The organism is Streptacidiphilus pinicola (genome assembly GCF_003258295.1).
In the GTDB taxonomy this organism is placed as follows: Bacteria; Actinomycetota; Actinomycetes; order Streptomycetales; family Streptomycetaceae; genus Streptacidiphilus; species Streptacidiphilus pinicola.
In genome coordinates this window covers 1-14,581 of sequence record NZ_QKYN01000201.1, presented here as the reverse complement: position 1 = coordinate 14,581, position 14,581 = coordinate 1, and the positions used below count along the sequence as shown (strand labels likewise).

Here is a 14,581-nt window from a genome sequence, read left to right as displayed (position 1 = left end):
AGTCGCTCGGGTGCGTGCGCCGGGCGGCGGCGGCGGGCGCGCCCGCCGCGGCGGCGAGGGCCGCGGCGCGCCTGGGCGGCGGGGACGCGGAGCCCGCGGCGGCCGGGGCCGGCGCGGGGGGGGGCGCCGGCCGCGCCACCCGCGCCGCACTGGGGGTCACGACGGCCGCCGGCGCCCGGGGAGGGTGGAGGGGGCGCGGGGGAGTCGCGGCGCAGGCTCGTTGTCGCCCGCCGGGCCCGATCGCAGGAACCGCCGACCGGCGAGTTCGAGCCCCGCACCGTCCGTGCTCGTCATCAAGCTCGCTCCCCCATCCCTTTCGTCCCCTTCACCCTCACCGGTGGCGGGTGGCCGTCGTGACCGCCAGTGCGGCGAGGGTGGAGAGGGCGGCNNGCGGGGGCGGCGGCCGCCACCGTGCCGGTCCAGGCTTGCGCGGATTCCGCGGCGGCGCCGCAGAGGCGCGCCGCGACCAGGGCGAGTGCGGCGGTGGCGACCGCCGCCGTCGCGCGGGTGAGGAGGCCGAGGGACTGGAGCAGCTGCGCGCTCCAGAGCGCCGCGGCCAGCCCGGCCAGGCTGAGCACGTGCGGGCCGGCGGCCGAGGGCCACAGCTGCTCGGCGACCCGGGCGAGCCCCACGACCAGGAGCAGATAGCCGCCGAGGCAGCGGGCGAGGGCGCCGAGGACCAGGCCGAGGAACTCGGAGGCCGCGCCCGCCCGGCCGAGCGCCAGCTCCATCGCCCCTCGACAGCGGGCCAGGAACCACTCCGCGCCGCCCATGCTGAGGGTGAGAGCCACCGTTGTCGGCCCGATGTCGGCGAGCGTCAGCACGGCCACGGCCAGGCCGAACACTCCCGCCTGCGCCGCGCCGACCCAGACCGCGGACCCCGCCGCCGCGGACGCCCACGCGCCGCTCCACGGCTCGGTCCGGCCGGTCTCGCGCCAGCCGGCGCGGACGGCGAGCCCGAGGGAGAGCAGCACCAGGGCCGCGCCCAACAGCGGGAGTGGGCCGGGGAGGCCGACCGCACGGGCGGCGAGCAGCCAGGCCGCGCCGCAGGCCACTGGCGTGAGGGCGCCGACAAGGGCGCGTTCGCGCCCGAGGACGAGCAGCGCCGTCGCCGACGCGAAGTAGAGGGCCTGCCCGAGCGCGAACCCGACCGCCGCGAGCGGGGCCCGGGACAGCACCGCGGCGACGGTCGCGACCGGCACGCACAGCGCCGCGCCGACCGCGCCGCCGCGCGCCAGGAACGCGGCGGCACCGGCGGGATCGCCCACGCCCAGGCGCACATAGCCGAGATGGGCGACGGCCTGGCTCCAGCTCCAGCAGAAGAGCAGGGCCGCGCCGGCACACCACAACGAGCCGCGCGGCGGCGCGGCCAGCACGAACGCCAGGCCGGGCAGGGCGAAGAGGACGCCGCGCAGCGCGCTGCGGGAGGCGGACACGCCCCACGCGGAGGCGCGCGCCGGTCCACGGGCCAGCCGGAACCGCAACTGCTTGGGCACACCGCCGGCCTCGCGTTCCACCTCCGGGTGCGCGCGACGGAACAGCTCCTCGCCCAACTCGAAGGCGTCGCGCCGACCGTAGCGCTGCTGAATCTGACGGTCGCTGAGGCCCTCGGCCTCGAGCGCCGCCACCAGCTCCAGTGCGTGGACGGCGCCCGCGGCCACCTCTGCGAAGCGCAGCGCTATCTCCTCCGCCGGGTCCTCGGCGACGCCGACCGCGACCGGCAGGGGCGCCGGGGCGGGGTCGAGCCGCAGCCCCCGCACCAGCTCCACGAACCCGCTCATGCCGCGACCTCGTCCACGCCCAGCTCGGGCGCCGGAGCCTCAGCGGGCGCCTCCGCGTCCCGGTCCCGCTGCCGCGGCAGGAACGCGGGCGGGTGCCCGGGAGGGTGCATGGGCGGCTGCATGAGCGGCTCCGCGGGCGGGCGCGCGGTCGGCTCCGGACGGGCCGCCGGGCCCGCCAACTCCCGGTACAGGCCGTGGAATTCCGCGACCATGCGCTCGACGGTGAAGCGTTCCTCCACCCGGCGGCGGGCGGCCGCGCCCAGCTGCGCGCGCCGCTGCGGATCGCGCAGCAGCGCGAGCGTCGCCCCCGCGAGCGCCTCCGGATCGCGGGCCGGGACCACCAGCCCGGTGTCGCCGACGGCCTCGCGCACACCGCCCACGTCCGTGGAGACCGTCGCCCGGCCGCAGGCCATCGCCTCGATCAGGCTGAACGGAAAGCCCTCGGAGATGCTGGAAAGCAACACCACCGTGCCTGCCGCGTAGGCGTCCTTGACCGCGTCCACCCGGCCCTCGAAGGCGACGGCGTCCGCCACTCCGAGCTGCGCGGCCAGCGCGTCGAGACGGGTGCGGTACTCCTCTCCCCCGGCCGGCACGCCGCCGAAGAGGCGCAGCCGCAGTCGTGGCAGCTCGGCGCGGACGAGGGCGAAGGCGCGCAGCAGGGTCTCCAGATCCTTGATCGGGTCGATCCGCCCGGCCCAACTGAGCGTCGGCTCCTCCGGCTCGGGGCCGGACACGGGGAACTGCCGCAGGTCGACGCCGTTGTAGACGGTGCGGATGCGGCGCGGGTCGCAGCCACCCCGTTCCTCCCACCGGCGGTTGTAGCGGTTACAGGGCGCGACGACGTCGGCCCGGCGGTAACTCTCGGTGGCGAGCAGTCGGTAGAAGCCGAGCAGCAGTGTCTTCACCGGACGGGAGAAGGGCACGCTGCGAAAGCCGAGGTAGCGCTCCCGCAGGTAGATGCCGTGCTCGGACAGGAGCAGCGGCACGCCGTGGAAGCGCCGGGCGGCCAGCGCCGGCAGCGCGGCCAGCCCGCCCGTCGCGACGTGCGCGACGCCGCGCGCCGGCGGCTGGACGGCGAGCGGACGCAAGGCGTGCTCCAGCAGGTCGGTGCCCTCCAGCGCGTCCCGCAGGGTCGGGCGGTCGCCGCTGGTGGGCAGGAACGGGAGCCGCCAGACGCCCTGGAGCGAGCGCAGCGCCCCCTCCGTGCGCAGCGCGGCAGTCAACGAGCCGCCGGTCAGCGCGAATTCGGAGAGCTCGTAGAGCTCGTCGGCGAAGTGGTGCTCGAAGTCCAGGTCGAGCAGCGAGAGCAGGAAGCGCTCGTACCCGGCGAGGAAGCGCCGCAGCGCCCGCCCGCGCGGCGCCCGGCCCTCAGGCGTCGGACCCCACATGGGCACGGAGCTGACCGAGGCGATCTGCCGTGGCAGCGGCCAGACGACCGGCTCCTCGCCGCTGCCGGTGATCCCCAGGATGTGGAAGCGGACGTCGGGCATCCCGCGGACCAGTTGGTCGCACCAGGTGCTGACGCCGCCGTGGATGTACGGATAGGTGCCCTCCGTCAGCAAGGTGACCTCCAACGGCCCCGGGCTGTTCATGCGGGCTCGGCCCCCCTCGGGCGTTCGCGGACCATCAGGGCCCTGGACGTCGCGCTCCCGGGCCCTGACCATGACTGCACTGCTGTCCTGCTGTGTTCGCGCTGTGTTCGCTGCTACTTCCGGCCGTGCGGCAGGCGGGCCACGCCGGTGGTCGTGAGCGGCACCTGGTGGGCCACCGCGGCCGGCAGGAACGGCTTGACCGGGGCCGGCGCGGGCGCCTGCGGGCTCGCGGTCGTGGGCGCGGTCTTGGGCGCGGCCGCAGGCGTGCCGGCGGCGTTGAGCGTGAGCGTGACCGCGCTCTGCAGCAGCTTGGGCCTCAGCCAGCCGGACAGCTCACCCGCGTAGGCGGTGCCGGCGGGGGTGGCGCCGAGGCCGAGCAGGCCCGGCTGGACCGTCCCGTTCGGCATGGTGACCGGCACCTGCACCCCGGCCGGGGCCTGCACGGTGACGGCGTTGCCCACCCGGTAGGCGGTGACCCGCCCGGCGGACACCGCGGACTGCCAGGTGGCCCGCTGCTGCAGCTCGGCCCCGATCGCGGACTCGCGCAGGTTGACCATCGGGGTGTCGGCCGCCATCAGCTGCGCGTAGGTGGCGAACAGGGAGTCCAGCACCGGGTAGAGGATCCGGTCCTCGGAGAGGTTGGACTGGTGGGCGTAGTGCGGATCGGGGTTGTCGCCGAGGATGTGGCCCATGTCGATCCGGGACTCCAGCGGCACGATGTAACTGCTGTAGCCCGTCGACTCGTCCAGCGGGGCGGGCAGGCAGGTGGTGGTCGCCGGGTTGGCGGTGCAGATCCCACTGCCGCCCTGCGAGGTGGCGGTGTAGAGCCAGTTGTACTCGTCGACCTCGTCGGCGACCGTGCCGGCGTTGTAGTAGACGTTCATCGGGAAGCGCGGCACGGTCAGCGTGCTGCTGCCGACGGCCCGCTGGTCGGGCTCGCGGGAGTGGTCGCTGCCCGTCCACTTGACCCCGTCGGCGGCCAACGCGGCAGCGAGGTTGGGATTGTCGACGGACTGCTGCGGCAGCGTCTTCAGGCCCGAGTGCTCACCGGTGACCAGCTCGCTGGAGTCGATGGAGAGCCCGTGCTGGGCCGCCCAGGAGACGTTGTTGCTGATGGCCTGCTGGATGGTCTGCTGGTCGACCCACTGGGTGTTGCCGCTCGCGTCCGTGGTGCAGGACCACGGGACGGTGGTGGTGTTCTGCACGCAGCCCAGGAACGGGTGGTCGTAGGTGTGGTCGACCCACCGGAACGAGGCCTTGTTCTGCAGCAGGGAGTCGGTCAGCGGGTCGTCGACCGTGCCGTTCTGGGTGGCGTCGTCGCTGCCGCCGCCGTTGAAGAGCAGGTCGAAGGTGAAGTTGTGCGCCTGCTCCCACTGCTGGGCGTAGCTGACGTCGGCCGGGGTCATCCGGATCTCGGAGGCGGCCGGGGTGCCCTGGCAGGCGGAGGCGGCGTCGCCGGGGGTGCACTTGGCGGTGGAGCTCCACCGGTCGTCCGGCAGGAAGACGTCGTCGATGTGCATGGCGAAGTAGTTGCGGTCGTAGCCGAGGTGGATGCCCTGGGTCATCCAGTCGACGATGCCGCGTGCCAGCAGCCGGTACTGCTGCTGGTACTGGTTGTAGGCGAAGGTGAGCACCAGCTCGGAGACGCCGCTGTGGTCGTACTCCCCGGCCAGCACGCCCTGGGCGCCGCCGCCGTTCGGGATCGGCATGGTGGCCAGGGGCGTGAACGAGGCGCCCGTCGCCTGGGTGGCCAGCGGGGTGGCCAGATAGCCGTAGCTCTCCGTCACGTTCGGGTCGTTGTCCTCGAACGGGACGCCGCCCTTGAGGTAGCGGAAGGAGCCGCCGAGGCCGGCGGCGGTGACGCTGCCCTGCATGCCGTCGAGCGCGCCGATGTAGCCGGGGTTGGCCGCCCAGTTGAGGCCGACGGCCGGCTGGGCGTAGGTGTAGGCGTCGACCTGCCGCACGCCGAACTGGGCCTCGTAGCCCTGCAGCGCCGTCATCTCGGCCGAACCGGCCGGGAAGGGGTCGTTGTTGGGCAGCACCACGGCCTGGTACCGGGCCTCGGCGCGGCCGTAGGCGTCGGTGCCGCTGAGGAACGCGGCGTTGATCACCGGCCGGCTCGCGTCGTTCAGGCTCACCCGCGTGTAGGGCGTGCCGGTGAGGTCGAGCTCGTTGACGATGGCGGCCACGGAGGGGCCACCGTCGTCCACCACGAGCACCTTGAGGTCGATCCGCTGCGTGCTGCTCGCGGCCTGCGCCCCGACCGCAGGCGCGGTGCACGCCAGCAGCCCCGCCGCGACGAACGCGGCAGCCCATCGGGTCCTGCGACCCATGTCGTCCCCTCCCGTGCGCGCGCAGGGGTGACCGCACGCGCCGAAGAAAATAAGAAAAGGAAATCCCCCATGAGGCAGCTCCATCAGCTGCGTGACCAGGCTAGGAGCGGGCTCTGGCAGGAACGGGGCCGATCGGTTTTCTCCACTCCTGGGCGTGAGGTTCGGGACGTGCGTTTGATTTGCATCGCCCGATCCGGTGAGCGGTGTCAGTGGTCCCGCCTAGGCTGCGACACGTGACGACACAGCTCTCCGGCACTGAGCTCCCCCAGGCCGAGCTCTCCACCGACGAGGCCCGGCGGATCGCCCTGCGCGCTCAGGGGCTCCTCGGCGCGCCCGATCGCCGCGGCGGCGTGCGGGCGATGCTGCGCCGGCTCGGCTCGGTGCAGCTGGACACCATCTCCGTGCTGGCGCGCTCGCACGAGCTGATCCCCTACGCCCGGCTCGGCGCCGTCGGGCGGGACGCGGTCGAGGCGGCGTACTGGAGCGGCGATCGCTCCTTCGAGTACTGGTCGCACGCCGCCTGTGTGCTGCCGGTCGAGGAGTGGCCGCTGTTCGCCTTCCGCCGCCGCGCCTTCGAGCGCCGCGGCCACCGCTGGCACCGCATGGAGGACGCGGAGCGCTCCTGCGCCGGGATCGTGGCCAAGCTGCGCGCCGAGGGGCCGCTCACCACCAAGGAGCTGGGCGGCGCCAAGAAGGGCGGCGAGTGGTGGGACTGGTCCGAGTCCAAGATCGCCGTCGAGTGGCTGCTCGACACCGGCGTCGTGGTCTGCACGGAGCGCCGCGGCTGGCGTCGCGTCTACACGCTGGCCGAACAGGCCGTCCCCGCCGAGCTGCTGAACGCCGAGCCCGACGACGAGGCCTGCCTGCGGCAGCTGGTGCTCCAGTCCGGGCAGGCGCTCGGCGTGGCCACCGAGAAGGACCTGGCCGACTACCACCGGCTCAAGGTGGAGCAGGTCACCACGGCGCTGCCGGGCTCCGGCCTGGTGCCGGTCGAGGTCGCCGGCTGGGGACGCAACGGCTCGTCGGGGCAGCCGGCGCGGGCCTGGGCGGATCCGGCCGCCCTCGCGGCCGAGCCGCGCGGGCGCCACCGCACCACGCTGCTCTCCCCGTTCGACTCGCTGATCTGGGACCGCGCCCGCACCGAGCGGATCTTCGGCTTCACCCACCGGCTGGAGGCCTACACGCCCAAGGAGAAGCGGGTGCACGGGTACTTCACGATGCCGCTGCTCTCCGGTGGCCGCCTCGTCGGCCGGGTCGATCCGGCCCGAGAGGGCACGACGCTGGTGGCGCGTCAGGTCTCGCTCACCACGCCCAAAGCCGTCCCGGCGCTGGCCGAGGCGCTGCGGGAGGCGGCCGAGTGGGTCGGCTGCTCGTCCGTCCGCGTCGAGCAGCTCCACGACGAGGCGCTGCGCGCCCCGCTGGAGAAGCTGCTCGGGTAGGGGCTCAGCCTATTTCGAGGATCTTCTCCCGCATCGCGTAGACCACGGCCTCCATCCGCGAGTGCAGCTGCAGCTTCTCCAGGATGTTGCGGACGTGGTTCTTCACCGTGTTCTCGCTGATGAAGAGCTGCTTGGCGATGTCCCGGTTGTTGAGCCCGGTGGCCACCAGCTTCAGCACCTCCATCTCACGGTCCGTCAGCCGGGGTGCGGGCAGCAAGTCCTGCCGGTCGGTCCGCTTCTGGATCATGGACTTGAACTCGGTCAGCAGCTTGGCCGCCATGGAGGGGCTGATCTGCGACTGGCCGTCCGCCACCGCACGGATCGCGGTGGCCACCTCGTCCGTGGAGATCTCCTTGAGCAGGTAGCCGGTGGCGCCCGCCTTGATCGCCTCGTAGAGGTCGGCCTCCTCGTCGCTGATCGTCAGCATGATGATCTTTGTGCTGGGCGCGACCTCCTTGATGGCCGTGCACGCCTCGATACCGCCGCGGCGCGGCATCCGCACGTCCATGAGGATGATGTCCGGCAGCAGATCGGCCGCCTTCTCCACCGCCTCGGCGCCGTCTCCGGCCTCGCCGACGACGGCGATGTCCTCCTCCTGAGCAAGGACGATCTCCAGTCCGCGCCGGAACAGCGCGTGGTCGTCCACGACCAGCACCCGGATCGGCTCCACCATCCGGTCCCTCCCCCTCCGTGGGCGGCTTTCAGCGACATGATTCCACGCTTCGTGGTGGTCGCGATCACGCGCCCGAAAAGGGTTCCCCCGGAAGTGTGCCGGAGGAACCCTCTTTCATGCTGTTTCGGTTGTGCCTTTATGCCGTCAGGTGGGCCGTCACTCCTCGACCTTCAGGTGGATCACACCGTAGTCGTAGGCGTGCCGCCGGTAGACCACGCTCGGCTGCAGCGTGTCGGAGTCCACGAACAGGTAGAAGTCGTGGCCGACCAGCTCCATCTCGTAGAGAGCCTGGTCCAGCGCCATCGGGGCGGCGGGGTGGGTCTTCTCCCGGACCACGAGCGGCCCGTCACCCTCCACCGCCACGGATCCCTGCATCGTCCTCTTGGGCGGGCTCAGCTCCTCGGGCGTCGCCTGCCCCGGCGTCTCCGACAGCGCGGCGGTCGCCTGGGCGACGCTCATCGGCGCCCGGGGCCCCTTGCTGATGCGCCGTCGGTCGGCTGCCTTCCGCAGCTGTGCGTCCAGCTTGGCGGACGCGAGGTCGAGCGCGGAATACGGGTCGGAGGAGCTCGCCTCCGCCCTGATCACCGGACCACGGCTGCGGAGCGTGATCTCCACCTGGTCGGCGTGGTCGGACTGGCGCGGGTTGTGTTCCTTCGAGAGCTCCACGTCCACGCTGATCACCTTGCCGTCGAGCTTGTTGATCCGCTCGAGCTTCTCGGCGACGTGCCTGCGGAACCGCTCCGGAACCTCGGTCTTGCGACCCTTGACGACGATGTCCACGCAGAACTCCGATCCTTCGCGCTTCTTGCCCACGAACCCGTAGGTCCGCAGGGCCCGTCGAGTACGCAGCCCACCCACAGGGGGTCGGGCGGGACCGCCCCTCTGTCCCCTTCATCCCCAGTCGGAACGGTGGGAACCCCATGGAACAACGGTTCCCGGGAATTCGCCTGTCCGACGCGGGACTGAAGTCCTCGGTTCAGGGAGTCATAGGTCCTGACGTCCAAATTCGCGGCGTCCACGATGCTTGTACAGCCCCCGCGCGGCCGCTGCCCCCGTTCGGATGAACATCACGTGAATGGCCCTCGTCATCGGGGTGGTCGGGGCACTCTTGGCACTCCTTCCGTGTGTACCTCTGACCGTAACCCCATCTACGAGGGGAGGCCCCGTGGAACGGTCACCGATTCGCGCCCTCGACGCCGTGCTCGACCTGCTGCTGCCCTCCGTCTGTGTGGGGTGCGGCAGCCCGCACGCCCAGCTGTGCCCGGCCTGCCGCGCGCTGCTGGAGGCGGCCGACCCCAGCCGGGCGCGGCCCGGCAACCCACCACCCGGACTGCCCGAGGTCTACGCGGCGCTCCCCTACGGCGGGGCCGTCCGCCAGGCCCTGCTCGCCCACAAGGAACGCGGAGCGATGCGGCTCGCCCCGCCCCTCGGCCGTGCGCTCGCCCGCGCCGTGCACACCGCCGTGCCGCTCACGCTCCCTCCCCCGCACCCGCACTGCGCCCGCCCCCTGCTGCTGGTCCCGATGCCCTCCACGGCCTCCGCGACGCGGGCCCGCGGCCACGACCCGACCACCAGGCTCGCCCGCGCCGCCACCGCCGCGCTGCGCGGCCGCGGGGTCCCAGCCCGGGTGGTCCCGGCCCTGCGCCACGCCCGCGCGGTCGCCGACCAGGCCGGTCTCGACGCCGCCGCCCGCCGCCGCAACCTCGCCGGCGCGCTCCGCGTCACCCGGGCCCGTGGCGGTCTGCTGCGCAGCGGCCACGTCGTCGTGGTCGACGACCTCGTCACCACTGGCGCCAGCCTCGCCGAGGCCGCCCGCGCCCTGGCCGACGCGGGCGTGGACGTCCTGGCCGCCGCGGTCGTGGCCGCAGCCTGAGCCGGCCCGTCCCGGATCCCTGCCGCGCGACCTTCTCAACCGGGCCTGCTCAACCGGGGAAGCGGACGCCGCTGCCCCGGCTCGAGCTGTTGCCCGTGATCGGGAGCCAGCGGAACGCCGTCAGCTGGGAAACGAAGATCTCGTTCTGGTCGTCGGTGTTCTTCGCCGTGGCGAACAGCCACAGCGGGTCCCCGGGCAGGGTCGTCACCGGCAGCGTGGTCACGTCGGTGACGCCGCTCAGCGCCTGGATCGTGCCCAGCGAGGAGGGACTGTCGTCCATCTCGACGGGGACGACGCTCGTGGTCCCGGTCTGCTGACCGACGACCACCAGGCCGTCGCCGTCCTGCCAGGAGAGCGACGAGACCGAGCTGATGGACGTCGCCGTCTGCCGCAGGGCCTCCACCGTCAGCGTCGGGGCCTTGTGGGTCGAGTCGTCACCGTCGGTGCGCCGCACCCGGCCGATCCACACGCTCGTCGAGGCGTCGGCGTTCCGCACCAGCAACGCGATGCGCGCACCGTCCGGTGCCACGCGGACCTGCTGGATCGAAGCCCCGTCCGCCAGCCCCGCGACGGTGACCGGCACGGGCGTGCCGCCGACCAGCGCACGCAGCGGCGCACCCCCGGGGTCCCCGTCGACCACCCAGAGCGTGCCCGTGCCGTCCCAGCTGGGCGACGAGAGCGCGCCCTGCGTGTTGCCGCGCAGAGCGGGCGTCGTGGGCGCGGTCGTGGCCTGCAGCGTGCTGAGGTAGAGCGCCCGCCCGTCGTCGGAAACGGAGGCCACCTGCGAGCCCGACCCAGGCGTGACGGCGAACGAGCCGATCCCGACGCCGGTCGGGACCAGCTTGCCCGGCACGTCCTCGACGGCCGGGCCCGCTCCGGCCCCGGACGGCGTGACGCTCTCCATCTGGTGCTCCGGGCTGAGGAAGTACGCCGTCGTCCCGACCCGGACGGGGTTGAACTCGGCCTCCGAACCGGTGCTGCAGACCGGCGAGCTGTTCTTGTCCCGGTACAGCGCCACCGAGGCGACCGTCGAGGACGAGGTCTGGATGTTCGTGGTGCCCTGCGTGAGGGTGGTGAAGAGCTGTGCCGCCATGGTCCGGCAGACCCCAGGGCTCCAGTCCGCGTCCGGTCCCAGCGACAGATAGGCCTTGACCTGGGGCGTGCTGGTGTCCAGCTCGACCTTGGAGTTGCCGGGGAACACCGGGGACACGACCGGCTGCAGCCAGGTGCTCGGACCGTTCAGCAGCTGCTGCGCCGCCGTCTGCAGCGGGTTGTCGACCCGGGCGCGGATGTAGACGGGGTCGGCCACGAGCGGGCTCGCGCCCTTTCCGGTGTGCCCCGACACCGCCGGGTAGTACTTGTTGACCGACGCGTATATCCGCTGGAAGTCGCGCTGGCTGGTGAGCAGGACGGAGGGCGGGTCCACGATCCGCCACTGGCCCCTGCTGTCCTGCTTGAAGTGGTAGTCCTGGCGGAACAGGGGCGTGTTCGGCGGCGCGGGCGTGTAGGAGCCGTGCTGGTCCAGGGAGGCGGCGACGGTGCCGGTCGCCGTCACGGTCGCGGTCTTGCCCGGGCCGGAGGTACTCGACAGGCCGGGCGTGGAGTCCAGCACCTCCACCGCTCCCGACGGCTGCCAGCTCGGGTCGCTGAGGTACATCCGCGCGGTCCGGTAGTCCGCCTGGTCACTGCCGAGCGCGTCCAGGAAACCGGCGAGCAGCTGGTCCGGCGCCTCCCCGTCGGCCGGCGGCACGGGGATCAGCTCCACGCGGGTGTTCTGCGTGTTCCCGGACGCGGCCGGGCCCAGCGCGGCCGGGCCGCTGCTGGGCATGGTCGCGCAGCCGGCCAGCCCGAGCACGGCACCGGACAGCGCCACGGCGCGCAGGCGGCGGCGCCGCGACGGCTCAGACCTCTTCACGCGTTCCCTCCCCATCGAGCGTCATCGCCTGCTCGGTCTCCCGGTCCCCCGGGTGCTTCTCGTCCGCACGCGGCCCGACCGGGCGCGGCTGGACCGTGTCGGCCGCGACCGTGCCCTCGGTGTCGTCCGTGACCTCGACGTCGCCGCAGCGCACCGTCGCGGTGCCGGAGACGACCACCTGGGCGCCGCTGGTGGCGAAGCCGGCCCCGAGACCGGAGACGGAGCCCAGGTCGGCGGGGTTGCTGGCCGGCGTGGTGGGCACCGGGCCCGGCAGCGCCGGAATGACCGAACCGTAGCCGAGCACCCCGCCCAGCCCCGGACCGAGGCTCGGCTGCGTCAGCGTCGACTCCGAGTCCCCGATGGCCGGCAGCGCCGTCGCACCGGCCGGACGCGCCCGCCGGTAGGGGCTGCCGGAGAGGTCCAGGCCGAGGTTGACCCGGGAGTCCTCCGGCTCCAGCGGAATCGGCGAACGACTGATCTCCGCGCCCGCGTTGCGCGGGATGGTCAGCCGGAACTGCGAGCCGCCGCCCGGTTCGCCCCAGGCGTGCAGCCAGCCACCGTGCAGGGCGGCGTCCTCCAGTGCGATGGACAGGCCCAGACCGGTGCCGCCCGTCGTCCGCGCACGGGCCGGATCGGCCCGCCAGAAGCGGTTGAAGACCCGCGCGGCCTCGCCGGGCTTGAGCCCGATGCCGTGGTCGCGCACCGCGATCGCCACCGCGCCGTCCCGGGCCGCCATCCGGACCTCGATGTCACGGCCCTCGCCGTGCTCCAGCGCATTGACCACCAGGTTGCGCAGGATGCGCTCGATCCGCCGCGGGTCGCACTCGGCCACCACCGGCTCGTCGGCGCCGACGACACGCACCGAGCTGCCCTTCCGCTCGGCGAGCGGCCCGGCGCTGTCGATGACGCGGCCGACGACCTCCCGCAGATCGGTGGGCTCGGAGTCGAGGATCGCGGCACCCGCGTCGAAGCGGCTGATCTCCAGCAGGTCCGCCAGCAGCGACTCGAAACGGTCCAGCTGGTTCTGCAGCAGCTCCGCGGAGCGCACGGACATGGGATCGTCGAAGTCCTCGCGGGCCTCGTAGAGCAGATCCGCGGCCATCCGGACCGTCGTCAGCGGCGTCCGCAGCTCGTGCGAGACGTCGGAGACGAAGCGGCGCTGCACCCGGGACAGCTCCTCCAGCTGCCGGATCTGCGCCTGGAGCGCCCCGGCCATGCGGTTGAAGGACTCGCCGAGGCGGGTGATGTCGTCCGTGCCGGAGACCTTCATCCGCTCCTCCAGCCGACCCGAGGCCAGCTGCTCGGAGATCTCGGCCGCCATCCGCAGCGGAGTCACCACCTGGCGCACCACCAGCCAGGAGATCGCGCCCAGCAGGATCACCACGAAGACGCCGGCCGTCGCCAGCGTCCCGGTGACCAGATTCAGCGTGCTCGTCTCCTGAGCGAACGGGAACACGTAGTACAGCTGGTACGAGCGGGCGGCGCCGTTCGCGCCCACCTGGCCGTCCTGGATGCCGGGCAGCGATATCTGCTCGCCGATGACGACACCCGGCTCGCTCTGCGTCCCGTTCTGGTACGTGACCATGGTGTACGCGCTCTGGGCGGTCCCAGGGTTCGCGGCGACGCGGGCCGGCAGATCGGCCGGCACGGTCGCCGTGGGGTCCATGCCGCCGGTCGTCGGCATGGCCCGGGAGGTGGTGGTGGCCCCGTCCTTGTTGGGCGGCGGCAGCATGCCGACGACGTAGTAGGACCCCGCACCGCTCGCCGCCAGCGCGCCGGCCTCTTCGTTCATGACCTCGCCGACGTCCGGAACCGACCCCGCGCCCCCGCCGATACCCGTCTGCGAGGCGGTGCCGCCGGTCTTACGAGCAAGGCCCCCGAGGTTGCTCGCGTCGGTCCTCGCCGCGGCGAAGCCGCTCTCGGCCTGCGTCTGCGCCGACTGCATCTTCGTCTGCAGCAGACCGTTGCGGACCTGGTTCATCACGACGACGCCGAGCAGCAGCACCACACCGACCGAGAGCACCAGCGTCATCGCCACGACACGCAGCTGGATGGACCGCCGGTACAGCCGAACGGCGCGCCTGAACGGGCGCCGCAGCTGCCGCCACAGCGCCGTGAGCAGCGACTGCTGGTGGGGCAGAGGCTGCTGGATGGTCGACCGCCCGCCGTCCGTCTGGGGCAGGGCGGCGGGGGCCTGACCGCTCATCTCAGTTCGGACCCGCCTTGTAGCCGACGCCGCGCACCGTCACGACGATCTCGGGACGCTCCGGGTCCCGCTCGATCTTGGAGCGGAGCCGCTGCACGTGCACGTTGACCAGGCGGGTGTCGGCGGCATGCCGGTAACCCCACACCTGCTCCAGCAGCACCTCGCGGGTGAAGACCTGCCACGGCTTGCGGGCCAGGGCCACCAGGAGGTCGAACTCGAGCGGGGTCAGCGGGATGCTGCGGCCCTCACGCTTGACCGAGTGACCGGCCACGTCGATCACCAGATCGCCGATGGTCAGCTGCTCCGGGCTCGGCTCCTCAGCGCGGCGCAGACGCGCACGCACGCGGGCGACGAGCTCCTTCGGCTTGAACGGCTTGGTCATGTAGTCGTCGGCGCCCGACTCCAGGCCAACCACGACGTCCACGGTGTCCGTCTTGGCGGTCAGCATGACGATCGGCACGCCGGACTCGGCGCGGATCTGCCGGCAGACGTCGATCCCGTCCCTGCCCGGCAGCATCAGGTCCAGCAGTACGAGGTCTGGCTTGACCTCCCGGAAGACGGACAGAGCCTTGTCGCCGTCCGCGACGAAGCTCGGCTCGAACCCCTCTCCACGCAGCACGATGCCAAGCATCTCGGCCAGAGCAGTGTCGTCATCGACGATCAGGACGCGTCCCTTCATGGTGTCCATGGTCGCAGATCCGAAACGTGACCTGGGGCACAGTGGGCGAGACTTCTGCCACAACCTTCCCTGGAACGCAGAAGAGCCCCC

At 72.9% G+C, this 14,581-nt stretch carries 9 protein-coding genes; 2 read left to right on the top strand and 7 right to left on the bottom strand.

Annotated elements, in window-relative coordinates; translation table 11 throughout:
* Positions 1-1,777: 1,777 nt before the first annotated feature.
* Together pelF and DN069_RS36560 are read right to left on the bottom strand one after the other, a co-directional pair.
* Positions 1,778-3,373 (bottom strand): GT4 family glycosyltransferase PelF, encoded by a 1,596-nt coding sequence (gene pelF, locus DN069_RS36565; RefSeq protein ID WP_111507563.1) that lies wholly within the window; start codon positions 3,371-3,373, stop codon positions 1,778-1,780.
* A 113-nt stretch (positions 3,374-3,486) separates the two neighbouring features.
* On the bottom strand, positions 3,487-5,706 hold the full coding sequence (locus tag DN069_RS36560; protein WP_207892394.1) for a hypothetical protein: 2,220 nt from the start codon (positions 5,704-5,706) through the stop codon (positions 3,487-3,489).
* Positions 5,707-5,939: 233 nt separating this feature from the next.
* Between DN069_RS36560 and DN069_RS36555 the strand changes: the two genes are divergently transcribed.
* Positions 5,940-7,145: a winged helix-turn-helix domain-containing protein gene (locus DN069_RS36555; RefSeq protein ID WP_243640264.1), complete on the top strand. Its 1,206-nt coding sequence runs from the start codon at positions 5,940-5,942 to the stop codon at positions 7,143-7,145.
* Positions 7,146-7,149: 4 nt separating this feature from the next.
* Here the strand turns inward: DN069_RS36555 and DN069_RS36550 are convergent, their stop codons facing one another.
* Positions 7,150-7,818 (bottom strand): response regulator, encoded by a 669-nt coding sequence (locus DN069_RS36550; RefSeq protein WP_243640258.1) that lies wholly within the window; start codon positions 7,816-7,818, stop codon positions 7,150-7,152.
* 156 nt (positions 7,819-7,974) lie between these two features.
* On the bottom strand, positions 7,975-8,598 hold the full coding sequence (hpf, locus tag DN069_RS36545; RefSeq protein ID WP_111507561.1) for a ribosome hibernation-promoting factor, HPF/YfiA family: 624 nt from the start codon (positions 8,596-8,598) through the stop codon (positions 7,975-7,977).
* A gap of 385 nt (positions 8,599-8,983) precedes the next feature.
* Here hpf and DN069_RS36540 point away from each other — a divergent pair, with 385 nt between their 5' ends.
* The gene (locus tag DN069_RS36540) at positions 8,984-9,691 is read left to right on the top strand and encodes a ComF family protein (protein ID WP_243640257.1); all 708 of its coding nucleotides are present in this window, start codon (positions 8,984-8,986) and stop codon (positions 9,689-9,691) included.
* Positions 9,692-9,740: 49 nt separating this feature from the next.
* On the opposite strand, the gene DN069_RS36535 is transcribed toward DN069_RS36540, so the two are convergent.
* The 3 genes from DN069_RS36535 to mtrA are packed head-to-tail and all read right to left on the bottom strand — an operon-like array spanning position 9,741 to position 14,491.
* Entirely contained in the window at positions 9,741-11,606 is a 1,866-nt protein-coding gene (locus DN069_RS36535) for an LpqB family beta-propeller domain-containing protein (protein ID WP_165845798.1), read from the bottom strand.
* Positions 11,593-13,812: an MtrAB system histidine kinase MtrB gene (gene mtrB / locus DN069_RS36530; protein ID WP_111507558.1), complete on the bottom strand. Its 2,220-nt coding sequence runs from the start codon at positions 13,810-13,812 to the stop codon at positions 11,593-11,595. The genes DN069_RS36535 and mtrB overlap by 14 nt, the downstream gene beginning before the upstream one ends.
* Before the next feature lies 1 nt (position 13,813).
* Entirely contained in the window at positions 13,814-14,491 is a 678-nt protein-coding gene (gene mtrA, locus DN069_RS36525) for an MtrAB system response regulator MtrA (protein ID WP_042373547.1), read from the bottom strand.
* Between the last annotated feature and the right edge of the window lie 90 nt (positions 14,492-14,581).